This window comes from candidate division WOR-1 bacterium RIFOXYB2_FULL_36_35, from assembly GCA_001771505.1.
GTDB lineage: Bacteria > Margulisbacteria > WOR-1 > XYC2-FULL-46-14 > XYC2-FULL-37-10 > XYB2-FULL-36-35.
Genome location: MEUA01000033.1, coordinates 1 through 23,650, shown reverse-complemented (window position 1 = coordinate 23,650; position 23,650 = coordinate 1). Strand labels below are relative to the sequence as shown.

The 23,650-nt window shown below is 36.7% G+C and carries 26 protein-coding genes, 1 tRNA gene and 1 pseudogene; 18 read left to right on the top strand and 10 right to left on the bottom strand.

Annotated elements, in window-relative coordinates:
* Nucleotides 1-115: 115 nt before the first annotated feature.
* Both A2290_01245 and A2290_01240 read left to right on the top strand, forming a co-directional pair.
* Complete coding sequence (locus A2290_01245; protein ID OGC14657.1) at nucleotides 116-985, top strand: hypothetical protein; 870 nt, start codon at nucleotides 116-118, stop codon at nucleotides 983-985.
* Nucleotides 986-1,273: 288 nt separating this feature from the next.
* Nucleotides 1,274-2,299 (top strand): hypothetical protein, encoded by a 1,026-nt coding sequence (locus tag A2290_01240; protein OGC14656.1) that lies wholly within the window; start codon nucleotides 1,274-1,276, stop codon nucleotides 2,297-2,299.
* Between the two features lie 114 nt (nucleotides 2,300-2,413).
* On the opposite strand, the gene A2290_01235 is transcribed toward A2290_01240, so the two are convergent.
* Nucleotides 2,414-2,821, bottom strand: coding sequence for a hypothetical protein (locus tag A2290_01235; GenBank protein OGC14655.1), 408 nt, complete (start codon nucleotides 2,819-2,821; stop codon nucleotides 2,414-2,416).
* Between the two features lie 23 nt (nucleotides 2,822-2,844).
* Between A2290_01235 and A2290_01230 the strand changes: the two genes are divergently transcribed.
* Together A2290_01230 and A2290_01225 are read left to right on the top strand one after the other, a co-directional pair.
* Complete coding sequence (locus A2290_01230) at nucleotides 2,845-4,101, top strand: 23S rRNA (uracil-5-)-methyltransferase RumA (protein OGC14654.1); 1,257 nt, start codon at nucleotides 2,845-2,847, stop codon at nucleotides 4,099-4,101.
* Nucleotides 4,102-4,133: 32 nt separating this feature from the next.
* A complete protein-coding gene (locus A2290_01225) occupies nucleotides 4,134-5,174 on the top strand; it encodes a hypothetical protein (protein ID OGC14653.1) in 1,041 nt (346 codons plus the stop codon).
* Between the two features lie 23 nt (nucleotides 5,175-5,197).
* Here the strand turns inward: A2290_01225 and A2290_01220 are convergent, their stop codons facing one another.
* The gene (locus tag A2290_01220) at nucleotides 5,198-5,515 is read right to left on the bottom strand and encodes a cytochrome C biogenesis protein CcdA (protein ID OGC14652.1); all 318 of its coding nucleotides are present in this window, start codon (nucleotides 5,513-5,515) and stop codon (nucleotides 5,198-5,200) included.
* 166 nt (nucleotides 5,516-5,681) lie between these two features.
* Between A2290_01220 and A2290_01215 the strand changes: the two genes are divergently transcribed.
* Genes A2290_01215 through A2290_01205 form a run of 3 tightly spaced genes read left to right on the top strand, consistent with a single transcriptional unit; the run spans nucleotide 5,682 to nucleotide 6,647 of the window.
* The gene (locus A2290_01215; GenBank protein OGC14651.1) at nucleotides 5,682-5,900 is read left to right on the top strand and encodes a hypothetical protein; all 219 of its coding nucleotides are present in this window, start codon (nucleotides 5,682-5,684) and stop codon (nucleotides 5,898-5,900) included.
* 20 nt (nucleotides 5,901-5,920) lie between these two features.
* Nucleotides 5,921-6,130, top strand: a complete 210-nt coding sequence (locus A2290_01210) for a hypothetical protein (protein OGC14650.1) — start codon at nucleotides 5,921-5,923, stop codon at nucleotides 6,128-6,130.
* 4 nt (nucleotides 6,131-6,134) lie between these two features.
* Nucleotides 6,135-6,647, top strand: a complete 513-nt coding sequence (locus tag A2290_01205) for a hypothetical protein (protein OGC14649.1) — start codon at nucleotides 6,135-6,137, stop codon at nucleotides 6,645-6,647.
* On the opposite strand, the gene A2290_01200 is transcribed toward A2290_01205, so the two are convergent.
* Genes A2290_01200 through A2290_01190 form a run of 3 tightly spaced genes read right to left on the bottom strand, consistent with a single transcriptional unit; the run spans nucleotide 6,644 to nucleotide 9,000 of the window.
* A complete protein-coding gene (locus tag A2290_01200) occupies nucleotides 6,644-7,426 on the bottom strand; it encodes a hypothetical protein (GenBank protein OGC14648.1) in 783 nt (260 codons plus the stop codon). The genes A2290_01205 and A2290_01200 overlap by 4 nt on opposite strands.
* A gap of 4 nt (nucleotides 7,427-7,430) precedes the next feature.
* Nucleotides 7,431-7,949: a hypothetical protein gene (locus A2290_01195; protein ID OGC14647.1), complete on the bottom strand. Its 519-nt coding sequence runs from the start codon at nucleotides 7,947-7,949 to the stop codon at nucleotides 7,431-7,433.
* Between the two features lie 43 nt (nucleotides 7,950-7,992).
* The gene (locus tag A2290_01190) at nucleotides 7,993-9,000 is read right to left on the bottom strand and encodes a galactose-1-phosphate uridylyltransferase (GenBank protein OGC14646.1); all 1,008 of its coding nucleotides are present in this window, start codon (nucleotides 8,998-9,000) and stop codon (nucleotides 7,993-7,995) included.
* A 49-nt stretch (nucleotides 9,001-9,049) separates the two neighbouring features.
* Between A2290_01190 and A2290_01185 the strand changes: the two genes are divergently transcribed.
* The 3 genes from A2290_01185 to A2290_01175 are packed head-to-tail and all read left to right on the top strand — an operon-like array spanning nucleotide 9,050 to nucleotide 12,712.
* Entirely contained in the window at nucleotides 9,050-11,185 is a 2,136-nt protein-coding gene (locus A2290_01185) for a hypothetical protein (GenBank protein OGC14645.1), read from the top strand.
* Nucleotides 11,178-12,206, top strand: coding sequence for a Holliday junction DNA helicase RuvB (locus A2290_01180; GenBank protein OGC14644.1), 1,029 nt, complete (start codon nucleotides 11,178-11,180; stop codon nucleotides 12,204-12,206). The genes A2290_01185 and A2290_01180 overlap by 8 nt, the downstream gene beginning before the upstream one ends.
* Nucleotides 12,207-12,217: 11 nt before the next feature.
* A complete protein-coding gene (locus A2290_01175) occupies nucleotides 12,218-12,712 on the top strand; it encodes a hypothetical protein (protein OGC14643.1) in 495 nt (164 codons plus the stop codon).
* An 18-nt stretch (nucleotides 12,713-12,730) separates the two neighbouring features.
* Here the strand turns inward: A2290_01175 and A2290_01170 are convergent, their stop codons facing one another.
* On the bottom strand, nucleotides 12,731-13,411 hold the full coding sequence (locus A2290_01170) for a hypothetical protein (protein OGC14642.1): 681 nt from the start codon (nucleotides 13,409-13,411) through the stop codon (nucleotides 12,731-12,733).
* A gap of 233 nt (nucleotides 13,412-13,644) precedes the next feature.
* Between A2290_01170 and A2290_01165 the strand changes: the two genes are divergently transcribed.
* Both A2290_01165 and A2290_01160 read left to right on the top strand, forming a co-directional pair.
* A complete protein-coding gene (locus tag A2290_01165; GenBank protein OGC14641.1) occupies nucleotides 13,645-14,694 on the top strand; it encodes a hypothetical protein in 1,050 nt (349 codons plus the stop codon).
* A 2-nt stretch (nucleotides 14,695-14,696) separates the two neighbouring features.
* Entirely contained in the window at nucleotides 14,697-15,323 is a 627-nt protein-coding gene (locus A2290_01160; GenBank protein ID OGC14640.1) for a hypothetical protein, read from the top strand.
* 113 nt (nucleotides 15,324-15,436) lie between these two features.
* Here the strand turns inward: A2290_01160 and A2290_01155 are convergent, their stop codons facing one another.
* From A2290_01155 to A2290_01140, 4 genes are all read right to left on the bottom strand, one after another.
* The gene (locus A2290_01155) at nucleotides 15,437-16,612 is read right to left on the bottom strand and encodes a hypothetical protein (protein OGC14639.1); all 1,176 of its coding nucleotides are present in this window, start codon (nucleotides 16,610-16,612) and stop codon (nucleotides 15,437-15,439) included.
* Entirely contained in the window at nucleotides 16,597-17,538 is a 942-nt protein-coding gene (locus A2290_01150; protein ID OGC14638.1) for a hypothetical protein, read from the bottom strand. Before A2290_01150 ends, A2290_01155 begins: the two co-directional genes overlap by 16 nt.
* On the bottom strand, nucleotides 17,535-18,089 hold the full coding sequence (locus tag A2290_01145) for a DNA-binding protein (protein OGC14637.1): 555 nt from the start codon (nucleotides 18,087-18,089) through the stop codon (nucleotides 17,535-17,537). Before A2290_01145 ends, A2290_01150 begins: the two co-directional genes overlap by 4 nt.
* 357 nt (nucleotides 18,090-18,446) lie before the next feature.
* Entirely contained in the window at nucleotides 18,447-19,289 is an 843-nt protein-coding gene (locus A2290_01140) for a shikimate dehydrogenase (protein ID OGC14636.1), read from the bottom strand.
* A 214-nt stretch (nucleotides 19,290-19,503) separates the two neighbouring features.
* Here A2290_01140 and A2290_01135 point away from each other — a divergent pair, with 214 nt between their 5' ends.
* From A2290_01135 to A2290_01110, 6 genes and pseudogenes are all read left to right on the top strand, one after another.
* A complete protein-coding gene (locus A2290_01135) occupies nucleotides 19,504-19,761 on the top strand; it encodes an RNA-binding protein (protein ID OGC14635.1) in 258 nt (85 codons plus the stop codon).
* Nucleotides 19,754-20,320, top strand: coding sequence for a hypothetical protein (locus A2290_01130; protein ID OGC14634.1), 567 nt, complete (start codon nucleotides 19,754-19,756; stop codon nucleotides 20,318-20,320). The genes A2290_01135 and A2290_01130 overlap by 8 nt, the downstream gene beginning before the upstream one ends.
* Nucleotides 20,313-21,293 (top strand): hypothetical protein, encoded by a 981-nt coding sequence (locus A2290_01125; GenBank protein OGC14633.1) that lies wholly within the window; start codon nucleotides 20,313-20,315, stop codon nucleotides 21,291-21,293. The genes A2290_01130 and A2290_01125 overlap by 8 nt, the downstream gene beginning before the upstream one ends.
* A gap of 38 nt (nucleotides 21,294-21,331) precedes the next feature.
* Complete coding sequence (locus A2290_01120) at nucleotides 21,332-21,670, top strand: ribosome silencing factor (GenBank protein OGC14687.1); 339 nt, start codon at nucleotides 21,332-21,334, stop codon at nucleotides 21,668-21,670.
* A gap of 42 nt (nucleotides 21,671-21,712) precedes the next feature.
* Nucleotides 21,713-21,785, top strand: a tRNA-Ala gene (locus tag A2290_01115).
* A 266-nt stretch (nucleotides 21,786-22,051) separates the two neighbouring features.
* Nucleotides 22,052-23,650 (top strand): annotated as a pseudogene (locus tag A2290_01110) (pyruvate, phosphate dikinase).

The following is a 23,650-nucleotide window of genomic DNA, read 5'->3' as shown; positions in this document are numbered from 1 at the left end:
AAGGATTTTTAACGATAAAAAACTATATGGTAATCAATGTTGATTTCCCTGTATTGTTATTTGTCCCGATCCGATCGGGATGTCATAGAATCCAAGGAGATATGGTTAAAATATCATGCAAATAATATTAGGTAAAAAATCTTATGAAGAACTCCACAAGTTTGTGAAAAGATCTTTTCCTGATGTTCCAGGAAACAGAAATTCAACTCCTGGGGATTTTTTGTTTAGAGCTACTTCAGCTCAAAGATTATTTGTGGCAAACACACCATATGTCTTAAATCGTTCCCAGAAAGAAGGGGAAAGTGATTTACACTTGTTATGCAAATCACCGCTATTACTGCCCAACAAAGAGGCAGGATGGTTTTTTGACCATAGAGGCAACTGGTATCATGTATCAGCAAAAAAGGGGAATAAAAATGCAACTGTCTATCTTATTCCTGCCCAACGACTGGAAACTTTAGAAATAACCTTCTATCATATACATCCCTCATCTACACTCTTTAGTGATGCAACTAGCTTGGCCGTAAGGATGCTGAAAAAACAACCCATTATTGTAAGTGGAGTTTATACCCCAAAACCAACAACCCCCCAACAAATTGCAAATGCTATGTTTGACTTATTAATAAAAGAAAAAATGCTCTCAAGCTTTTTCCTCTTTTTTGGAAGATATCATCTTGCGTTTCCATCTCCAGATGACATTGAAACTCTAACAAAATTAAAAACAGAAGAGACTTCTCCTAACATTAAAACAAATTTTAAAATCGTCTCTTCTTTCGGCGCCACAGAAGTTACAACAGAAGAAGGATTACAATTCACGAAAGCGCTTTCACAAAAAATCACAGTTACAACCGCAAGCTTTATAAGTTCCGAATTCGCCTGCTTAATACCTAAAAAAACTACTCGAGAACTAATTGAACTCCTGTTTGACGAATTCAACAGTAAAATGGAAGGCGCGGTAACATTAAAATTTCATCCGATAGATTAGTTCCTACACTCGGATTATTCACCCCCACCAAGAAAGTTTCTTTGTCTCACCTCAACGCCGCCAAAAACCGATCAAAGATGGTGTATAAATAGTTGTGTAAATTGTCATTCTGACGAAAGTCAGAATCCATTTCTCTAGTAAAACATAGATTCCTGCTTCCGCAGGAATGACATAAATAGAATTTACACAACATTCTTGACACTATCCGATCAAAAAAATCATCTATTACAACTTATTTTATGGTAGAATTAGAAAGATGGAAAACATAGAAAAAAAGTAATTTAACAAATGAAAACCGCAATAATCGGAAATTCGCAGTCAGGAAAAGAAGAGCTTTTTAGTTTAATAACGGGAATCAGCCTCCCTCAAATCACTGAAAAACCGCTTGAGCCCCATATTGGAGCATGTAATGTTAAAGATCCGAGAATTACCAAACTTGTTCAAATGTACAACCCCAAAAAGACAACTTATGTAAAAATTGAATACCTGCTACTCCCCAACCTTGACATGGAAGGTCCCACAAAAAAACTTATAATGGACAATCTGAAAAATGCCGACGAGATATGCTTTGTCGTAAAAGAGGTATCGGCAAAAAACGAGATTCCAAACTTTTTGGCAGATCTTTTAATTGCCGATCTTGTTCTAGCGGAAAAAAGGATTGAGACTATGGCAAAAGATAAGTCAACTAAATTCGCAACAACTAGAGAAAAAGAAAAAGAGCTTATGGACAAATGCAAAAAGCTTCTTGATGAGGAAAAACATATAAAAACCCTTAACTGGTCAGAAGAAGAAATGAAACTTTTAAAAACTTATCAGTTTTATACCTTAAAACCGATTTTTATAGCGCTAAATGTTTCCGAAGATAAAATCAAAGATGATGCTCTTTGCAAAGAAATAACATCATCTTTTAATATCCCCGCAATTCCATTAAGTGTCGTAATCGAAAAAGAAATTGCCGATCTTCCTGAAAGCGATCAACAGGAATTTATGAAAGAGCTTGGGATTGATGAGCCAGCTGTAAACAAAATGAATAGGTTAACATATGAAGGACTTGGACTTATTTCTTACTTCACTGTAGGAGAAGATGAAGTGCGGGCATGGACGGTAAGGCGCGGGGCTTTGGCGCCGGAGGCAGGGGCCGCTATTCATACAGATATTCAAAAGGGGTTCGTAAAAGCCGAAATGTTTAAATACAACGATCTTACAGAAGCAGGCTCTGAAACAAAGCTAAAAGAGCTCGGCAAATTTCATCTTAAAGGGAGAGATTATTTAGTCGAAGACGGGGATATTTTGAGTTTTAGATTCAATGTGTAGGAGGGATTAGTTTCGAATTTTCTTAAAAATCTACATCACGAAATTCTCCTGAAGGCCCTATCTCAAATTTACACAAAAAATAAAACAATGGAAAACATCTGTAAAATATAGGGTTCATCCCTTACCGTAAACGCCATCAATCTTATCCAAAAACTCCTGTGGAATTCTCATTGGCCTTAGATTTTTTACGTCCATCGCAAATAAAGTAGTCCTCGCGGTAACAAGTAGCTGATTTCCCCTAAAACATTTCTGCAAAAATACAATTCTTGCTCCAGTTGTCTTTTCAACTTCCGTTTCAATTACAATTTCGTCATCATAAAAAGCCGGCGAATTATAATTGCAATCCACATGCTCGACTGCAAACAAGGTTCCTCTCTGCTCATATTCCTTAAGGGAAAACCCGAGGTTGCGAATATACTCTGTCCTCCCCTGTTCAAAAAATCCCAAATAATTAGCGTAATAGACAACCCCACCCGCGTCTGTATCTTTATAAACAATTCTTACAGTCATTTGGTGTTTCATGCTCTACATTATATAATGAAATTATGCAGTTTGAAATAATAGATATTGATAAAAAAGGGGGAGGAGTAAGCCATGAAGGAATAATCTTCCGTTTTGCTTACCCCGGAGATACGATAGAAGGCTATATTGTAAGCAAAAGAAAAAAGCTTGGCAGAATAGAAAAAGTCGTCAAGGAATCTCCTCTTCGCCATAAAGCCCCATGTAAATATGCAGGAGAATGCGGGGGTTGCGCTTGGCAACAGATGAGATATGATGAACAGCTTAAAATAAAAGAAGCCAAAATAAAAGGACTTTTTGGTTTTTGCGAACCTATAATCCCCGCCCCCCAAGAATTTTTCTACAGGAACAGGATGGACTTTGCATTCGGTCCTGATTTTTTAATCGGACTAAAAGATGATAAAAACAAAACTTTAGACATAGAAAAATGCTGGCTTCTATCTGAAGAGAGCAATGAAATTGTAAACCGCTTGAGAAAATTTGTAAAATCAAGAGATTTAAAAAGCTATCCCGAAGGAATAATGAGGCACGTTGTTATCCGTGAAGGGAAAAATATAAAAAATACCGTCATTAACATTTTAACTTCTGATAAGGGTGAATTTCCTCTTGAAGAATTGTGGGAAGAATTAAAAGATATCATACAAGGCATCACATGGAGCCACAACCTCTCCCCTGCCGACAGGTCTTATGGTGAAATACAAAAAAGCATCGGACAGGACTATCTTTTGGAATCATTAAACGGAATAAAGTTTAAAATTCCAGTCCAATCATTCTTTCAAACCAACACAAGACAGGCGGAAAAGCTAATTCAAATAATAATAGAATTTGCAAATTTAAAAGGAGATGAAAAAGTTTTTGATCTATATTCAGGGACAGGAAGCATCGGTCTTTCTCTGGCCGATAAAGCAAAAGAGGTTGCAGGAATAGAAGAAAATGAGGCGGCAGCAAAGCTCTCTTTGGAAAATGCAAAACTAAACGATATAGAGAATTTCTCTGCAATAGCAGGGAGGATTGAAGATATTATAAAAAGCCTCGATTTAAAATCCGACAAGATAATTTTAGATCCTCCAAGGCCAGGCATTCACAAAAAAGTACTACAAAAGATTGTCGAAGCAAAACCAAAAGAGATAGTTTATGTCTCCTGCAATCCTTACACTCAGAGAGAAGATATTAATCTGCTTTCAGAAGGTGGATATCATATCGAAAAAACTCAGCCGATCGACATGTTCCCCCATACGCCGCACATTGAGAATGTGGTTTTGCTGAGAAATTCAGCCCCTTGACATTCGTCTAATATTCGTCTAATATTCGTCTAATGTTTAAGCCGAAATATAGTATTACGCAAAAATTGCTGGCCAACATAAAAAAGATTGCCTGCCTTACGGCAACTGCAAATCTTAAAAAGCCTTCAAAATTAGTTTTGGTTCAAATGGAAAGAAGCGCGCGTGAAATATCCTCTTATTCCTCAACAAGTATTGAGGGAAATCCACTCCCCTTGACGGAAGTTAAAAAAATATTAAAATCTGTCCCCAAGAATATAAGAGACAGTGAAAAAGAAGTTTTAAATTATAATAATGCCCTTGAAAAACTAAATGAGGAGCTTACAAGAAAAAACGCGGTTTTTAATTTAAAGCTCATCCTTAGCATCCAAAAAGAAATAACTATCGGCTTAATTGAAAAACACAGATGCGGCAGGCTAAGGGTTGAGCCTGTTTTTGTAAATGATCCAAGGCTCAAGCGGCCAATATATCTCCCTCCGGATCAGCAAGATGTAAGAAAACTTATAAATGGTTTAATTTTATTTGTATCAAAAAACAGAGGCTTTATTGATCCTTTAATTCTTGCCGGCATATTTCACAAGCAATTTGTAATAATTCATCCATTTATAGATGGGAATGGCAGGACATCGAGGCTTGCTACAAAAGCCCTTCTCGCAGATATGGGGCTTAACACTTTTAATTTATTCAGCTTTGAAAATTATTACAATAAAAATGTTTCAAAATATTTTGAAAAAGTAGGCGTTTTTGGCAATTACTATGACATAAAAGACAAAATAGATTTTACGGAATGGCTTGAATATTTTACAGACGGGATAATAGATGAGCTTTTAAGGGTTGGCAAAGAGTTGGAAATAGCGATAAAAACTCCTGATATAAAGCTGCCAGAACACTTAATAAAACTATTAAACTATATAGAAGAAAACGGAAGTATCACAAATAAAGAATATTCTAAAGCAACAAAAAGATCAAAAGCATCACGCAATATAGATTTTGCCAAACTCATAAAAATGGAGCTTATTGCAAAGTTTGGCAAAGGAAAGAATACTTATTATAAAATCAAACATCCAATACCCTAATGATTGAATTTTAGACACACAAATTAGAGGGTTGACTTATCTGCCCAATCAAAATAATCCTTGCTTCCGCAGGTTATCGGCATTGCTATAATCTCAGGCATCTCATAAGAATGCATCTCTTTTATAGCTGCTTCGACTTTTTGATACAGATCTCCCCTCGTCTTGATTACACATATCCACTCTTTTGTCTCTTCCAGTTTACTTTTCCATTCGTATATACTCGAAATCGGGCCTAAAATCTGAACGCATGCAGCAAGTTTGTCATTAACAAGTTTTCTCCCTATTTTTCTTCCCTCTTTCCTATGCTTGACAGTTGTTAATACTTGTATATAATGTGTCATATAAAATTCCCCCAAGAGAATTCTCTTATAATTTTAACCCCGATTAGGATAATCGGGGTTAATTGTAGCAACGTTTTAAAAAGTTTACCACAGAAATATTTTTCATCATAAATTAAGCTGAAATTTATGAAAAAAAATTTCGATATATATGTGAAAGGAGCAAAAAATGGCAGTAACAACAAATCAAAACAACCCTAGCGAAGCCAAAGATATTTGCACCTTACGCAGAAAAGGGAAAACAGAGACATTTGCACAAGCAATTTTTGGCGTTAAAGCATTTAACAAAAGCACGGCAGATGCTCCCGGAAAATTTGTAGACATCCTATCAAAAAAATTTGAAGCAAGCCCAATAGAAACAGGAAAACAAATCAACAGAGCTGTTTAGCAAAAGAGAGGATGATAAAAATGGAAAATCAATCAAAAGCCATAATGTATATCAGTAATCACCTAATCACAGATTATGTTCAACAACTAACAAAGGTCAAATTCGGAAAGATTGTTTTATTCCCAACATTCCCAATTACAGGAGCTCCAAACATATCAATGCCAGTCTACTTTGCTGAAATACTCAATTTAGATGTTGTAAGCGATTTAATTGTCAGGAATAAAAACTAAGTTTATGATATTTACTCCCTATGAGCCGCAAGTAGGAGCACATTCTATCTCTTTAAGGGCTAAAGCAAAACCTGTCAGCCCTCAACTAAGATTCAAACGCGTAGAAAAAGATCTCCCAACAAGAACTATAAGCTTGATAATAAAATCAAGATCAGAAGAACTCCCCATGAAAGAGGCTTTAGCATCTATTTTTGATAACATTAAATCCTTTGGAGAAATAGAATCAATAACCCCTGCCAAACCAAAAAGAAAAAGGACGATAACGTTAAGGTTGACTTGCAAAGCAAATGATCTAGAAATAGGAAGATTACTTAAAGCATTAGCAGATAGAATAGATGGCATAAGCCCTAAAAAATCCAATTGGGGCATCGTAATCAAATCCGTAGAAGTAGAAACACCTTTTGCTAAACCTCTTTTAGCTGAACCGCAACTCCCCAAAGAAGAACCTCCGCCTCCAACACCTACCCCTCCCTTATTTTGTTTTGGAGGAAACCTCCATTATGGGCAACCAACTTAACCCCACCCCAACTTATCACGTAAAAGCTGCCAAATATCATACTTTTTAAAACGGATAAAACTTGTTTTTTCTTTGGAAACACCAATTTTGACAACATCATCGGAAGTTAATGATAAAGTCTGCTGCCCATCAACAGTCAACAAAACATCTTTTCCTTTTACAATTTTAATTGTAATGTCATCTTCCAGAACAATTGAACGATCAGTCGCTCTGTGGGGACAAATAGGCGATAAAATATAAGACTTCGAATGAATGGGCAAAATCGGACCATTAACCGCAAAGTTGTAAGCTGTTGACCCTGTCGGAGTGGAAGCGATAACTCCATCTGCAGCATAATCACCCAACTTTTCCTCACCCAGAAAAGCCTTAAGTTTTATAATGCGCGCAATATCATTTTTGCAAACAACAGCATCATTTAAAGCGACAAGCTCTTTAAAGATTTTATTTTTTCTAACAACTTGAACCCTTAACATTAATCTAGAATCTATCTGATATTTTTTATTTTTAATACTTTCCAACGCACAAGGAAGTTCTTCCAAGGAAGACGAAGTTAAAAGACCAAGCCCTCCCAAATGAACTGCTAACAATGGAATATTTTGCCCTGAAATAATATGAGCCGCGCGTAAAACAGTTCCATCACCGCCTAAAGTTATTATAAAATCGGCCTTTTTGGGGTCAGCAACAAATTGAAACACAGAAGGAAGCTCTCGTGCAAGCTGCTTCGCAGTTCCCGCAATTAATTTATCTTCTTTTTTATAAACAATACTCACTTTTTTCATAAAATCAAAACAATCCCATCTGTATTAATAATACAACAATAACGCTAATAACAGCAATAATAAATACCCCCACGAAAACCATAAACAAAATCTCTTTTTCAGATTTTGGGAATTTGAATTTTATTTCATGAAGTTCTCCAGCATTTAAATCTAAAAACAAAATTTCAAGGCCGGGAAAAAGCTTTGAAAACTCAACCAACTTCCTACGCATAGCAGATTCCACAGGATCAATTCCTATTTCATTTACGACCTTTACAACATAACGCTTTCTCTCTCTTTCAACTATAAAATCAGCTCTCTCACTCCCCAAATGTCCCTTGCCGTCCACATAAATTACAACAGACGATTGTCTCCCTTTTTCTATAATTTGAAATCCTCTCTTTTCAAGGAAAGATTCGGCTTCTTTAGAGTTGTAATCTATCTGTGAAAGAGAATTTTTTTTAGATAAGAATTTATATGCTAAGTAGAAGCCTACTAAGCCCAAACACATCCCTAGCCCTAAAATAATCAGGTAGTTGTTCATTTTCTTTCCTAAGGATACTAAACCTTTATGGGCATTTTAGTCTTTATGCATTCCGCAAAAATTCCGCAGCTTTTTCCGGTATAACAGTATTTATATAAATACCGGATCCGAGTTCAAATCCGGCAAGCGCCGTAATCCTCGGCAAAATTTGAATATGCCAATGATAGTATTCAAGCTCCTTCTCGTGGCACGGAGAAGAATGAATCACATAATTATAATCGGGATCTTTTAGTGACTTATAAAGTGTGGAAAGGATTGTCTTTGCAATATATGCCAGTTCTTTTGTTTCATCTGCGGTTATAAACTGAAAGGAAGAACTGTGTTTTTTAGGAATTATTAAAGTCTCAAAGGGAGAACGTGACGCAAAAGGCTCAAAGGCAACAAAATTGTCCGTCTCTAAAACCATCCGCTCTTTGGCTGCAAGTTCTTTTTGGATCATCATACAGTAAACACATTCGCCGTTGTCGTCAAAAAACCTCATCGCCTCTTCAAGTTTGTGGCGCAAATGCTGGGGAGTTACAGGACTTGCTATAATCTGCGAATGTGGATGTCTGACAGATGTCCCCGCTGCCTGTCCATGGTTTTTAAATATCATTACGAGCTCAAATTTTGGATCTTTGCACAAAGCCAAATATCTTTCACGATAAACCAAAAAAACCTCTTCAACCTGTTTCTGCTCCATTGTAGCAATTGTAAAATCGTGTTTCGGATGCTCGATCAAAACTTCGTGGTCACCGACCCCATCCATACGACGGAAAAAATGATCTATTTTTTCTCTTTTGGGTAAACCATCACGAACAAGAGCCGCAAATTTATTCGGAATAACCCTAATCCACCAGCCAGGAGAATTTGGAGCTGTTCCATACGCACGATAAGCAAATATTTCAGGGGGTGTCTCACCCTCATGTCCTTCACAAAATGGACATTTTTCTATCTGCCCGGGAGTTTCTGTTTCAGGCGGTTTTTGGGGAAAATCTTCGGGGCGTCTGGCCCGCTCGGTCGCAATTATAACCCACTCTTTTGTTGCTGGATTTTGTCTGAGTTCCGGCATAGGAATATTCTAGCATATCTCTTCCAAATGTGTTAAAATTTTAAATCCAATGAAGTTTTTTATCTCCGTTTTAATGCTTCTTTTTTGTTTAACCTTGATCGCAGAAGCGCAGACAGAACAAGACCTGGCGCAAGGGTTTGAGCTTTTAAATAAAGAGAATCCAAAGGAGGCTTTATATTTCTTCTTTAAGGCGGAAACCAGCACTGAAGAATCTTTTGCTCCCTTAAAACCTTATTCCCTCTTTGGCCTAGCGCAGGCATATTACCAGAATAAAGAATATGATAGTGCCGCTTTTGAATTTGCCGATTTTATTCAAAAATACAAAGAGAGCCTTCTTTTTGAAGACGCAAACTACTATCTTGCAGAGAGTTACTTTAAAGGGAATAGGGACGATTATGCGTTAACCCAGACAAAAAATTACATCGATTTGTTTCCCAATGGCTCATGGGGTAGCAGGATGTTTTTTATAAGGGGAGAAATTTTTAAGGGAAAAAAAGATTGGCAAAACGCTTATGCCGCTTTTAATAGCGCGGACCTTTACTATCCTCTAAGTTATTCGGCAAAATTGGCTCGCGAAGAGATGAAAACTCTTTCGGAAAAAGACAAAAATTTAAACTTCAAAGCTTCTCCGGAAGAACTTTATTTAAAAGGGATGTCTTTTTATAAGCAGAAAGATTATGAAAGCGCCGCAAAGCTTTTTAGCAGACTTGCAAAAGACTACCCAAAACATGCTTACACTAAAAAAGCTCTAATAAAACTTGGAGAGATAGAAAGTACATCAGACAAAATCGTCTCTTCCACGGAACAATATTATCCGGATATCCTAGACTCCTCACAAGCATGGCAACTGTACAAACTTGGAAGGAAATACGGTCAAAAAAGAGAATATGCCAAAGCGATAAGCCTGCTCAAAAAATCAATTGATAACTATCCAAACAGCAAGTATAAAGACAGATCATTATATTACCTTGGCATGTATTGCGAAAAATATGACAGTCCAAAGTCTGCTCTAGATTATTATTTAAAACTGATTATAAATCATCCAAACAGTTATTATGTTGACGGCGCGATTTTGAGGGCAGGACATATTTATTACGAAATGGGAGACTATGAAAAATCCTACCTGGTTTATTCCCAGGCAAAAAATCATCCTGTAGGGAGTGAAACTCCACAATGTTTGTTCTGGTGGGGAAAGTTGGCAGAAAAACTCGGTCACCCAAAAGACGCTGCGGGAATTTATTACTATCTGGCACAAAGGTTTGATCATACATACCAGGCGTACAGAGCAAAAGAAAAATTAACCGAACTTGGATACAAATCCCCTGAATCTTCATTTAATAAAGAGAAAAACGGGAAAGAGAAAATTTTAACCGATGAAGATATCGAAGAAGACGAACTTACAGAAATTATGGACAACTGGCAGGAAAGGAATAATCATCTTTTGGGTGAGAAGGAGATCTCCGATTCCATACAAAGATACAAAATGCTGATAGACGCTGGACTTACAAAGTTTGCGGCACAAGAGGCAAAATATATTTTATCTCACACGGACGGGCTTGAAAAAGAGTCGGCACAATACAGTCTTGCAAAAATAATGCAAAAATCAGGGGAGGTTTCAACCCCTTTGAAATATGTGGAAAAAAGAGTTTCAAACGCCATTTTGGCTGGAAATGCTGACAGTTTGTCCGAAGATATTTGGCAAATCGCATATCCAAAAGGTTTTTGGGAAAAAGTGGTAGCATCATCAAACAAGTATGGTGTAGACCCATATCTTACCCTTGCTGTGATAAGAGAAGAGAGCAGATTTAACCCAAAAGCATTGTCAAGTTCCAGGGCCCATGGACTTATGCAAATAATTCCTTCAACAGGGAATATAATTGCAAAACAGCTTGAAATAAGCCCTTTTTCTCGAGGAAAAATGTATGAAACGGGACTTAATATAGAAATGGGAACCTATTATTTGTCAAACTTAATTAAACGATTTGATGGAAATCTCTCTTTGGCTTTGGCAGGATATAATGGTGGCCCTGCGAGGGTAAAAAAATGGATAAATGAATGGTATGGCGGAGATATGGGAAAGTTAGACATTGACGAATTTGTGCAAAAAATACCTATCCGTGAAACACGCTATTATGTCCAAAAAGTAATGGGAAGCTATTATCAATACAAGAGGATTTATGACTGAAGAAGCAAGAATTGTATCTTTAGATAAAAGAGAAGAAGACTTAGACAAAAGCTCAATCCGTCCCAAAAGGCTCGATTCTTTTATCGGACAAAAGAAGCTTAAAGAAAACCTCACAATCGCAATTTCGGCAGCTAAAAACAGGGGTGAGCATTTGGAGCATACTCTATTTTATGGCCCGCCGGGGCTTGGGAAAACAACACTCGCCCATATCATCTCGCAAGAGATGGGAGTTGAAATCAAAGTGACATCAGGGCCTGCGATTGAGCGCGCAGGAGACCTGGCTGCGATTTTAACCAATCTTAAAGAATTTGATATCTTATTTATAGATGAAATCCACAGATTAAACAAGGTTGTGGAGGAAGTCTTGTATCCGGCTATGGAAGATTTTGCACTTGATATTGTCATTGGTAAAGGCCCAAGCGCAAGGAGCATACGACTTGAACTTCCAAAATTTACTCTGATTGGGGCTACAACAAGAGCTGGACTTTTATCCTCTCCTCTTCGTGACAGGTTTGGAATGTTAGGAAGACTTGAATTTTACAAGTCATCAGAACTTGAAAAGATAATTATGCGCGCGGCAAAGGTTTTGGAAATCCAAATACAACCTGATGGCGCAAAAGAGATTGCAAGGAGGGCTAGAGGAACTCCTCGCATCGCAAATAGGCTGTTGCGCCGCGTCCGTGACTTTGCGCAGGTTAAGGCGGACGGAATAATAACGATAAATATTGCTCATGAGGCCCTAGACAGTCTTGGAATAGACAATCTGGGGCTAGACAGTATAGATAGAAAACTTTTGCAAACAATTATAGAAAAATATGAAGGGGGGCCAGTCGGAGTTTCAACCCTTGCCGCCTCAATAGCCGAGGAGACAGATACAATAGAAGACATTTACGAACCGTACTTAATGCAGATAGGTTTTATTAACAGAACTCCAAGGGGCAGAGTTGCCACAGCCCTAGCATATGAGCATTTAGGTCTTGTTGCGAAAAAAGAGCTTTTTACTGCGGAAAAATTATTTTAAAGGAGCTTTTTATGGAAAATATAGACATTACCATTATTGTAATAATAGTTTTTATATTCAATTTAATTACAGTCCCTTTGATTTTGTTTCTGTTATACAAAAAAATATTTAAACCGGCTTTAGTTCAAATTCAGCCTATAGAAAATTTATCTCCGGAAGGGCTGCAGATTCCTATAATTGGAGCTTATACCGGAATTAAAGATATCCCTTATTGGGCAATAGCGCGCAACACTTTCAATCCTTTTTTAAAAATATTTCCCGACAAAATAGAATACAGGGTTATCCTTAAACACAAAAAAAACCTTGATCAGATAGAGAGCATCGACTGTTATGAATTAATTGGAATAAAAAATATAAGATTTAATTTCGCCGATTCCCCATTTTCTTTTTCCGCTAATTTACTAAATGTCGAGAACCTAAAAAAAGTCCTGCAATATTTCAAGAACAACGGCATTAAATTGTCAGACAAAGCTGAAAAATATTTAAATAAACCCCAATTATCATAATCGGGGTAAAGTTGTAGCCTAATCCGTCAAAACTATATGCCCCGAACCATTCAAAACACGGTTCATATCAGCAACAAGCTTGCTTAAATAAGTATTTATTTTTTCTCCATACAGCTCTGCCACAGTAGCTGAGAAACTTCCATAAGAATCTCTTTTTACAGCATGCTCACATGTAGCCTTATCATAAACCACATTCGTAATTTCTGCGTCTGAAACAGCTTTAAGAAGTTTTATTTTTTCTCTATCATGTAAAGATGTGACATTAATCCCGTTGCTTATAAAAAATGCAAGCAGGTCAACAACAAACCGACCCCTTTGATGAGCATGAGGTTCCACACTTAAATGTCTGGAATAATCATCACTATAAAACACTCTCAACCAGGGACGAGGACAAGTTTGAAAGTAATCCCTAAGAAAGTTTCTATCATTACTGGAAAAACGTTCTTTATAAAGACAAGACAAAATATTATAATCTGAAACATTTCTACTTAAAGCCAATATACTTCTTGTTTCAAGTAAAAGTGTTTGGGCTTTTACCCCTGTTTTATACTCTCCACACCATAATTTCGGAGTAATATTTCGACTAGAAATTTTTATGCTTTCATAGCGCCCTCTATAAAGAATACCAAGCACTGATGCATAACCCGAAACTCTCCCTGCTGTAGCCCCTCCTGCTCGTACTAATGTCATTATATCCATCTCCTTTTTTATTCTTTATCCTTTATCCTTCCACCTCCACAAAAATTTCAGCTATTTTTCCCCTCAACTTAATGATAAAATTATATAAACCCCGATTATTCACCCCGTAAGTAATGTTTGACAATTTGTTAGTTATTGATTCTGGGGTGAATAATCGGGGTAAAGGTTTCGAGTTTTCATTTTTTGATTTTCTTGATCCCTCAACACATCGAAGCCTTGAACCTTAATATAATATGAAAAAACGATTATTAATTACTAAAAAAATAAAAGAAAAACCCTATAAAACCTTATTAAATTCAATAGACTCTCTCTTAAAAAGAGCCAGAAGTCATGTTTTCCGTCAAATAAATACTTTTTTAGTAAAAACTTATTGGGAAATAGGAGAGCATATCGTAACTTATGAGCAAAAAACCAACGAAAAAGCAGATTATGGCTCACAATTATTAGATAAAATATCCTACGATTTAAGAAAAAATCATGGCAAAGGTTTTAGCAGATCTAATGTATTTAATTTTAGAAGATTTTATCTTGCATATCCAAAAATCCAGTCAATGCCTGGATTTTTGTCTTGGACGCATATTGTATCATTAATTTCAGTAAGTGATGTGTTAGCTCGTTCTTTTTATGAAAAAGAATGTATTATCCAAAAATGGAGCACAAGAGAGCTTGACCGTCAGATAAACTCAATGCTGTTTGAAAGACTAGCTCTTAGTAAGGATAAAAAAGGAGTACTAAAGCTCGCACAAAAAGGACAAGAGATAGAAAAAGCAGAAGACATAGTAAAAGATCCTTATGTACTGGAGTTTCTAGGTCTCCCTCAAGATTATAAGTTTTCAGAAAAAGAACTTGAAGAAAAAATAATAGATAACATGCAGAATTTTCTTCTCGAATTAGGACAAGGCTTTTCTTTTGTCGCCAGACAATTTAGAATATCTTTAGCCAATAAACATTTTTATGTAGACCTTGTGTTTTATCATCGAATATTAAAATGTTTTGTATTGATAGACCTAAAAGTTGGAAATGTAACACACCAAGATATAGGACAAATGAATTTATATCTAAATTACTTCAATAAAGAAGAGATGGCAAAAGATGACAACGAACCAATAGGCATAGTTTTAGGTGCGGAAAAAGATCATGTGCTTGTAGAATTTGCTTTAGGTGGCATCTCAAATAAACTATTTGCTTCAAAATACAAATTATCATTGCCAAATAAACAATTGCTCGAAAGAGCCGTAAAACAAATGGTTTCTCAAGAAATAAATATAAGTAAAAAGGGGTAATCATGAAAAAACGATCCGCTACAATAAAACGAAAAACCAAAGAAACCGATATCAGCCTAAAACTTACGATTGACGGAACCGGCAAAAGTAAAATCGATTACCCTATCCCCTTTCTCTCTCACATGTTTACCCTCTTTGCCAAACACGGCCTTTTTGACATAGCTCTCAAAGCGACAGGAGATATAGATGTAGACATACATCATCTCTTTGAAGATACTGGGATTTGCCTCGGAGAGGCTTTCGCCAAAGCGCTTGGCAATAAAAAACAGATTGAGAGATACGGGCACGCGATAATCCCTATGGACGAATCGCTGTCTGATATCAAAGCGGCAATTGACATAAGCGGCAGGCCACATTTAACCTATAAAGTTAAGTTTGAGCCGGAAATATTGCTCGCAAAATTCAAAAAAAAGAATATCAACCTTGTTTTAGATCCTGAAATGCTCCGCGAATTTTTCGAATCGTTTGTTTATAAGGCCGGGATTTCCCTGCATATCGACCTTATTCGCGGGAAAAATACACACCATAAAATTGAATCGCTTTTCAAGGCATTTGGAGTAGCCCTCTCCAATGCATGTAAGATCAATCCGCGGAAAAAGGGGATCCCTTCAACTAAAGGTGTTTTGTAAAAAACATCTCTATGCCTTATGAACCCCGATTAGGATAATCGGGGTGAAGAACGCGAATATCGCAAGCAGTTTAAGGCTATCAGGCTCTTGATAAAAATTTGCGACATACAAACCTAAATCACATACGGTGTTATCATAAACACAATCTCTGTCTTTGCTTTCTCAACTGTTTTGTTTTGAAACAATAATCCCAAAATTGGTATTTGACCCAAAATAGGAACTTTTGCAACATTTGTCCTTTCTGTTTCTGAATCGAGCCCGCCAACAACAATCATCTCCCCATTTTTGGTTTTGAGTGTCGCAGATGCGTTGCGCGTCGAAATTACAGGAAATTCTCCTGCCGGGGTAGTCCTCCACTCAGAGATTGAAGAGACCTCAGGCGCAAGAGTCATTACAATTTGGGAATCTTTTCCAAGCTGAGGGGTAATTTTAAGTTTTACTCCCGCATCTATATATTCTATCGTCCATTGAGTAGAGGTAGAGGTCGAAGAGACCGGTACAGCATAAGGGATTCGGCTCCCTATATTTATTACAGCCTCACAGTTATCAAGTGTCGCAATTCGAGGAGAAGCTACAACATGGGCTTCACCTTTTGATATTAAAGCGTTAATTGTACTCCTTATATCCTCACAATCTTCATTTATAAATCTAAAAATTCCATTATTGTAATCAACCCCCATTCGTACGGAATCGCTTTTCGATATCTCTACAACCTGCCCTTCAAGCAATATCTGGGGAACAGGGAGATCTATTTTCTGGATAAGTCTTTTTGCATCAGAAACCTCGCTCTCCTTCCCTCCTACTATTAAACGATTAGACATCCCCCCCACGATAACAGAGAGATTGGGAAGTATCTTGTTTAAGATGGTAGAAACTTTATCAGCAGATAGGTATTTTAATTCAATAGCCCCGTAAACCCGTTCATATCCTGTTTGTGACAAATCTTGAGGGAGGGTTGATACAAGTATTGAATTTCCTTTCTTTTCACAAGTAAATCCGTTTGTCTTTAAAATATAATCTATTGCTTCAGAAGGATTAACATTTCTTAGATGAAGAGTTACCTTTTTCTGCGAGGATGGATCTGATGGAAGAACAATATCCAATCCTGCCTGAAGAGCAAGCGCTCCTACAACATCCAAAACATTAGCATTATCAAAATCAATTTTTCTAATTATATCTTCCGCAAAACAATTCCCCATCAACAAAAAAATAATTATAAAGAAGGAGGTTATTAAGGTAAAGATGTAATTAATCGCAGCCCCATTGTGATCTTTTATTTCCCCAAACATAAAATAACCTCCTTTTCAGAAATTCTTTCAACCTTATACGGGCCAATATCTTCCCCCCTAGCGACCAAAGCCCCCTTACCACCTATTTCGATGAGAGCCCTGGAGGGAGTGCCGTATATAACCCCAGCAACACGGGCAAACCCGAGAAGTGTTTCAACTGGCTCGCTCTTTAAAGAGATAATATTCCCCATCTGTTTAGAATACAAAAACACCGGTTTTTGAGAAACAGTCTCTTCTGACGGTTGATCAACAACTATCTCATTTTCCTGGTTAAGAGCCTCTCTCTTTTTCTCTTTGTCATCAACCTGCGAATCGGAAGGATTGCAGGCTGAAAGAAAAAACGGAAATAATAAAATCAAGATGATTAATTTAAGTTTTATTCTTTTGCCCTCACTATCAAAGAATTTTGATGTGGGGCTTATAAATCCTATTTTTGTTTTTGGCTTTTCAGGCAGCGCCATAAGTCTTCTGATTGCTTCAAAGATAACTACTATCTCTTTGTCATGAGAATTAATCCTTTCTTCTAATTTTTCAAGTTTTGTGGATAGCTCCTTGCTTTCGGACAATATATTTCTTAATTTTGTGAATGTCCTCATTATTTGAATATTTACTTCAACAGCCTTTTCACTCTTTAAAACAGAAGAAAGCATTGCAACTCCGTTTTCTGAAAAAACATACGGCAAATGTCCGCCAAAATATTTTTTGTGTGGTATCACATTTTGTGATACCAGCCATTCTGCCTCAATCTTGCCTAATTTAAACATAAAGTCAGAAGGGAATCTTTTTAAATTTCTTTTTACTGCTTGATTGAGAACAAAAGTTTTAATTCCATAAAGATTAGCAATGTCTTTATCCAACATAACCCTCTGTCCTCTTATTAAATAAATTTTGTTTTCTATTCTTTCCACAGGTATTAAATTTTTCATTTTATAAATCCTATTTTTGTTTTTGGCTTTTCAGACGGCGCCATAAGCTTTCTGATTGCGTCAAATATAATTATTATCTCTCTATCGTGCTTACCTATTCTCATCTCAAGTTTTTTAAACTTCTGGACAAGGTCTTTATGCGTGGCTAAAACTTCCCTTAATTTCACAAAAGCTCTCATTATGAATATATTCATCTGGACTGCTCTTTTACTTTTCAATACTGAAGAGAGCATTGCAATTCCCTGTTCAGTAAAGGCATATGGCAAATATCGTCTTCCTCCTTTTTTTGAGGTCGCAAATTGCGACCTCAATTTATCCCTTTCTTTATCACTTACAACAAACGCCGAAGATAATAAGACCGCACACTCATCTTCAGTAAGTTGAAACATAAAATCATCGGGGAATCTGTCCAAGTTTCGCTTAACCTGTTCATTTAATCTTTTAGTAGGAACTTCATAGAATTCTGCCAAATCGAAATCAAATATTACTTTTTGATTTCTTATTAAATAAATTTTGTTTTCTATTCTTTCCACGGGTATTAAATTTTTCATTTTATAAATCCTATTTTTGTTTTTGGCTTTTCAGGCGACGCCATAAGATTCTTCTCCTGCTCCAACTTGAGGTCGCAATTTGTGACTTCAAATATTTACTAGCAATTTTCATACCAAGGAATTATTTGGTATTACAAGGCGGGTATTCGTCAAAAATGTTTAAAAAATCGTCAGAACTAACTTGTTTTTACAAAGGCTAAGCCTAATTTCGCAACACGCCCCGTGAACCCCGATTATTCACCCCGATTAGGAGAATCGGGGTTCACGTCAGAATCAATAACCAACAAATTGTCAAACATTACTCGAGTATGAATAATCAAGGTGAAAAAGGGACAGATTTCAAAAAAGAGAAGGAGATTATCGGTTTATCAAGGCTTTTTCAGCAGCTTCCCACATAATTTCAATGGGGGGTTCTTCGTCAGTAAATATAGAAAAAGCAAGCGCGCCTTGTCTAACCAACATTCCAAGCCCTGAAATAGCTTTTGCGCCAGCCTCTTTAGCTTTTTTAAGAAGCCGTGACTCTCTTGGATTGTAAACAAGATCATATACAACTAAATGGGAATGCAATTCGCAATCGTAAGGGAGAGGGATCTCTTCAACTTTTGGATACATTCCAATCGGAGACGAATTTACTAAAAGCTGAGCCTCTTTTATTATCCCTCCTATCCCGTCAATAGGGATAAATTTACATTTGCAATGCAACTCAGCGTTAATATAACCTGCAAGCTCCTCAGCTTTTTCAGAAATAACATCAGAAATAATTATTTTTTTAGCTTTAGATTCGGCAAGCATGACAGAGACTGCCCGCCCAGCTCCACCAGCACCCAACACAACAGCAATTTTATCTTTTGGATCAAAATTTCCGTCTTCATTCAAAGATTGAATAAAAGCAGGCCCATCTGTATTATAACCTATGAGTTTGTCATCACGATTTACAACAGTATTTATGGCCCCTATAAGATCGGCCAATTTAGTAACATCATCAACATATCTCATTAAATCACATTTATAAGGAACAGTAACGTTAAAACCCAGATAATCATTCCCTCTGAAATCATCAACTTCATCTCCTAATTCCTCAGGACGAACTTCGTAAAGAGAATACTCAGCATCTATTCCCAAAGCTTTAAAAGCAGCATTGTGCATTGCAGGAGAGATACTATGCCCTAAAGGATATCCTATTAATCCTGTTTTTTTCATTGGCAATAATTATATCATTTATATGAGATTGTAGAAAGAAAAGTATTAGCCCCGATTATTCACCCCGATTAGGAAATCGGGGTTCAGTTATTCCAAATTCTTGACAAAGCATTGCGGCATACGTTATCATTTAAAAGTTCTAAATTGAAAGAAAATTATTGTTTTAACCGTGGCTCCAAGTCTTATTATTTAAAAAAGAGAGGCAGGTGAAAAAATGGCAAAAACGCTATATTTCGGCAACTTGCCGTGGAAAACAAATGAAGAAGAGTTGAGCTCTTTTATCGAACCACATGCGCCAGTTATTGCCGCACGCATAATAAAAGAAAAAGAGACCGGCAGATCTAAAGGATATGGTTTTGTTGAGGTAAATGATGAGCATGCCGAAAAAATCATGACAAATTTAAATGGAGCTACTTTAGGAGGAAGAACAATCAATATTAACGAAGCTAAAAGAAAAGAAAAAAATGGATGAAGAAAAGATTAAAAAAAAATTAAAAAAATGGCTTTCTCCGCTCCGTTTTGCTCATTCCGTAAGAGTCCAAAAAACCGCTATTAAGCTGGCAAAAATACACAAAGCAAATGTAGAGGACGCATCTATTGCGGGCCTTTTGCACGATTGCGGGAAATATGTCTCAAAAGAAAAAATACTTACAGAAGCAAAAAAGTTAAAGATTCCGATAAATTCAGAAGAAAAAGCTCATCCTGGCACAATTCATGCAAATTTAAGTTTTGTTTTATCAAGAAAGAAATTTGGCGTACAAAAGAAGTCAATTTTACTGGCCATTAAAAAACATACTGTAGGATCAAAAAAGATGTCCCTTCTTGAAAAGATTATATACTTGGCCGATCATACAGAACCAGAAAGAAAATACAAAGGGATAGAAGCAATCAGAGAGTTATCCTTCAAAAATATGGATAAAGCAATATTTAAATGCACAAGCTCAATGATAAGAGATCTTCTCCTTCAAAAACTTCCAATTGCCTGCGAAACTGTAAAAACTCGCAATTATTATTTGAAAACAAATGAATGAAAAAAATAATGATCCTGGGTTTGATCTTATAAAAAAAATATACAAAAAAGAAGAAACTTTTGATAAAAAATCTAATCCCAACACCCCAAAAAAACACAAGGATATTTTAAGAAAAATTTTTATAGGGGTTTTAATATTCTTGGTCGTTTTTTTATCGTCCCTCCTCGGTTTGGGTGTCGCACTATTTTCAAAATTTATGCTTTTTGAAACCATGTTAACTTTAATGCCCGGAGAAAAACTTCTCGGAAAAACAAACATTTTAATTTTGGGGATTGATCAGGAAGGCTACGCTAAAAGATCCGATACAATGATGGTAGTAAATATTGACCCGTCAAAAAACAAAATAGGAATAATTTCCATACCAAGAGACCTAAGAGTAAATATTCCCGCAAGAGGGAACGACAAAATAAACCACGCTTTTGCATATGGAGGGGTCTCCCTTGCAAAATCAACTGTAGAACAATTTTTAAATGTAAAGATTCCTTTTTATATAGCAATTAATTTCCCGGGTTTAAAAACAATAATAGATGAAATAGGCGGGGTTGAAATAAACGTTGAGAAAAGAATGTACTATGTTGACCATTCACAAAATCTTTTTGTAGATTTAAAACCGGGGCTACAAAAACTTTCAGGGAAAGATGCTGTTTTGTATCTTAGGTACAGATCAGACGGCGGAGACCTACAAAGGATTAAAAGACAGCAAGAATTTGTAAGATCGTTTGCCAAACAACTTACAAGCAAGCAAAACTTTATGAAATCTCCACAACTGATATTAAAACTTTTCAGTTGTCTTGACACAAATCTTTCTACAAAACAAATTATGGGATTAGCTCTTAACATGAGAAAAATTTATGACTACGGCGAAATAAAGATGACATCGCTTCCAGGTTATGATGATATAATAAACGGAATATATTACATGGAACCATTCCCCGAAAAAATCAAAGAATCTGTAGAGGAATTTTTATTATAAGTTTATAATAAACTTGCACAAAAAATATGTCAAAAAACATATCGACTGAAAAGCTTTTATCACTTATAATAAAGTGGGCTGAAGATAAAAAAGCAATAAATCCAATCACCCTGGATTTAAGTTTTCTGGATCGAATGACCGATTATATGATTGTGGTATCGGGGGATGCAGATCCACATGTTAAAGCCATTGCAAGAGAGATAGAATCCCAACTAAAAAAAGCAGGGATTAAGGATTTTTTATGGGAAGGGAGTACAAAGTCAGGATGGATAATCTTTGATTTAGGAGAGGTCATTGTCCACATAATGCTTGAAAAAGAACGAAGTTACTATAATCTTGAAGAATTGTGGGGAAAGAAAGCTATTATATACCATTAATGATTTTGTTATAAGTCATCTGTTAATGGTTTTAGGTTATACGGGGCCGTAGTTCAGCTGGGAGAACGCTTGACTGGCAGTCAAGAGGTCAGGGGTTCAATCCCCCTCGGCTCCAGTTTTTGTGGTTTGTAGTTAGTATTTTGTAATTTGTAAAAACCAAATACAAATTACAATTGCTAATTACAAATTACTTAGAGCTAAATACTAACTACTCACACTTAACTTCCAGCGCTTCTCTTGAAACTAAGCTTTCCTTCATGATAAACTTGTATTTTATCGGCAGAGAATTATAATCAAAATTTATTTTAATAATATATTAAGAAAGGAGCGCTTCTGGTAAAAGTTAATTAGTATTGATGTATAAAAGGAGATGTAGTAAAAATGGCAAAGAAATCGGGAAAGAACACAAAGTATATTTATAGGTTCGGCGGGAAGAAGACAGACGGTGACGCAAAAATGAAAAACCTCCTCGGTGGTAAAGGGGCAAATCTTGCAGAAATGGGATCACTTGGAATCCCAGTGCCGGCAGGATTTACAATTACCACAGAGATGTGCACGGTTTATTATAAAATGAACCGCAAATATCCAAAAGAGCTTGATGCCCAAATAAAAGAAGGGATTAAGCATATTGAAGCTACAATGGGAGCGAAATTTGGAGACAAGAAAAATCCTCTCCTTGTTTCTGTCCGTTCCGGCGCAAGAATATCGATGCCTGGAATGATGGATACTGTTTTAAACCTAGGGTTAAACGACGAAACCGTTTTAGGATTAGTTGAAATGTCTGGGAATGAAAGGTTTGCTTGGGATTCTTACAGAAGGTTTGTCCAAATGTATGGAGATGTCGTTCTTGGTCTTAAGCCTCAAACAAAAACAGATATCGATCCTTTCGAAGAGATAATGGATAAAGTAAAAGAAGAAAAAGGCGTAAAGCTCGATCTTGAGCTTGCGACAGAAGATTTAAAAGAATTAGTAAAACGTTTTAAATCAGCCATCAAAGAAAGAAAAGGAATTAATTTCCCTGAAGACCCATGGAAACAGCTTTGGGGAGCAGTTGAAGCGGTATTTGGCTCATGGATGGGAGATAGGGCTATAAAATACAGAAATATCAACAAGATTCCTCATGATTGGGGAACAGCTGTTAATGTGCAGGCAATGGTTTTTGGAAATATGGGCGACGATTCCGGAACCGGAGTTGCCTTTACAAGAAATCCCGCAACAGGAGAAAGAAAATTTTACGGAGAATATTTGATTAACGCGCAGGGAGAAGACGTTGTCGCGGGGATCAGAACTCCCCAACCGATAAACAAATCGACAAAATCTTCCGCTGACCAAAAAACATTGGAAGATGTAATGCCAACGCCATATAAAACTCTTGAAGCTATCTACAAAAAACTTGAAAAGCATTATAAAGAAATGCAGGATATTGAGTTTACAATCCAAAAAGGGAAACTTTGGATGCTTCAGACAAGAACAGGAAAAAGAACAGCCGCCGCCGCCCTTAAAATTGCGGTAGACATGGTGCAAGAAAAATTGATTGATCAAAAAACAGCGCTTATGAGAATTTCTCCCGACCAGTTAGACCAACTTCTTCACCCCATGTTTGACCCAAAAGCAAAAAAAGAAGTTATTGCAAAAGGACTTCCCGCCTCCCCCGGAGCCGCAACAGGACAGGCAATTTTTCACGCCGATGAAGCCGAAGCACTGGCAAAAGACGGGAAGAAAGTCATTCTTATAAGGATTGAAACTTCCCCTGAAGATATCGGCGGAATGGATGCAGCGCAAGGAATATTGACCGCGCGCGGCGGTATGACTTCTCATGCGGCTGTAGTTGCCCGAGGCATGGGAAAATGCTGCGTCGCAGGCTGCGGCGCGATAAATATCAACTACAAAGAAAAACAATTTGAAGTTGGCGGAACTGTTATTAAAGAAGGAGACTGGGTCTCTTTAAACGGCAGTACCGGAGAGGTAATGAAGGGACAA

Excerpts from the sequence above, each read along its gene's own strand:
- A2290_01175 (OGC14643.1), top strand. The coding sequence starts at position 12,218 with ATGGAAAATATAGACATTACCATTATTGTAATAATAGTTTTTATATTC.
- A2290_01210 (OGC14650.1), top strand. The coding sequence starts at position 5,921 with ATGGAAAATCAATCAAAAGCCATAATGTATATCAGTAATCACCTAATC.
- A2290_01125 (OGC14633.1), top strand. The coding sequence starts at position 20,313 with ATGAATGAAAAAAATAATGATCCTGGGTTTGATCTTATAAAAAAAATA.
- A2290_01170 (OGC14642.1), bottom strand. The coding sequence starts at position 13,411 with ATGGATATAATGACATTAGTACGAGCAGGAGGGGCTACAGCAGGGAGA.
- A2290_01220 (OGC14652.1), bottom strand. The coding sequence starts at position 5,515 with ATGACACATTATATACAAGTATTAACAACTGTCAAGCATAGGAAAGAG.
- A2290_01235 (OGC14655.1), bottom strand. The coding sequence starts at position 2,821 with ATGAAACACCAAATGACTGTAAGAATTGTTTATAAAGATACAGACGCG.
- A2290_01230 (OGC14654.1), top strand. The coding sequence starts at position 2,845 with ATGCAGTTTGAAATAATAGATATTGATAAAAAAGGGGGAGGAGTAAGC.
- A2290_01205 (OGC14649.1), top strand. The coding sequence starts at position 6,135 with ATGATATTTACTCCCTATGAGCCGCAAGTAGGAGCACATTCTATCTCT.
- A2290_01155 (OGC14639.1), bottom strand. The coding sequence starts at position 16,612 with ATGTTTGGGGAAATAAAAGATCACAATGGGGCTGCGATTAATTACATC.
- A2290_01150 (OGC14638.1), bottom strand. The coding sequence starts at position 17,538 with ATGAAAAATTTAATACCTGTGGAAAGAATAGAAAACAAAATTTATTTA.
- A2290_01140 (OGC14636.1), bottom strand. The coding sequence starts at position 19,289 with ATGAAAAAAACAGGATTAATAGGATATCCTTTAGGGCATAGTATCTCT.
- A2290_01190 (OGC14646.1), bottom strand. The coding sequence starts at position 9,000 with ATGCCGGAACTCAGACAAAATCCAGCAACAAAAGAGTGGGTTATAATT.
- A2290_01215 (OGC14651.1), top strand. The coding sequence starts at position 5,682 with ATGGCAGTAACAACAAATCAAAACAACCCTAGCGAAGCCAAAGATATT.
- A2290_01240 (OGC14656.1), top strand. The coding sequence starts at position 1,274 with ATGAAAACCGCAATAATCGGAAATTCGCAGTCAGGAAAAGAAGAGCTT.
- A2290_01245 (OGC14657.1), top strand. The coding sequence starts at position 116 with ATGCAAATAATATTAGGTAAAAAATCTTATGAAGAACTCCACAAGTTT.
- A2290_01130 (OGC14634.1), top strand. The coding sequence starts at position 19,754 with ATGGATGAAGAAAAGATTAAAAAAAAATTAAAAAAATGGCTTTCTCCG.
- A2290_01180 (OGC14644.1), top strand. The coding sequence starts at position 11,178 with ATGACTGAAGAAGCAAGAATTGTATCTTTAGATAAAAGAGAAGAAGAC.
- A2290_01160 (OGC14640.1), top strand. The coding sequence starts at position 14,697 with ATGAAAAAACGATCCGCTACAATAAAACGAAAAACCAAAGAAACCGAT.
- A2290_01185 (OGC14645.1), top strand. The coding sequence starts at position 9,050 with ATGAAGTTTTTTATCTCCGTTTTAATGCTTCTTTTTTGTTTAACCTTG.
- A2290_01225 (OGC14653.1), top strand. The coding sequence starts at position 4,134 with ATGTTTAAGCCGAAATATAGTATTACGCAAAAATTGCTGGCCAACATA.
- A2290_01200 (OGC14648.1), bottom strand. The coding sequence starts at position 7,426 with ATGAAAAAAGTGAGTATTGTTTATAAAAAAGAAGATAAATTAATTGCG.
- A2290_01145 (OGC14637.1), bottom strand. The coding sequence starts at position 18,089 with ATGAAAAATTTAATACCCGTGGAAAGAATAGAAAACAAAATTTATTTA.
- A2290_01195 (OGC14647.1), bottom strand. The coding sequence starts at position 7,949 with ATGAACAACTACCTGATTATTTTAGGGCTAGGGATGTGTTTGGGCTTA.
- A2290_01165 (OGC14641.1), top strand. The coding sequence starts at position 13,645 with ATGAAAAAACGATTATTAATTACTAAAAAAATAAAAGAAAAACCCTAT.
- A2290_01135 (OGC14635.1), top strand. The coding sequence starts at position 19,504 with ATGGCAAAAACGCTATATTTCGGCAACTTGCCGTGGAAAACAAATGAA.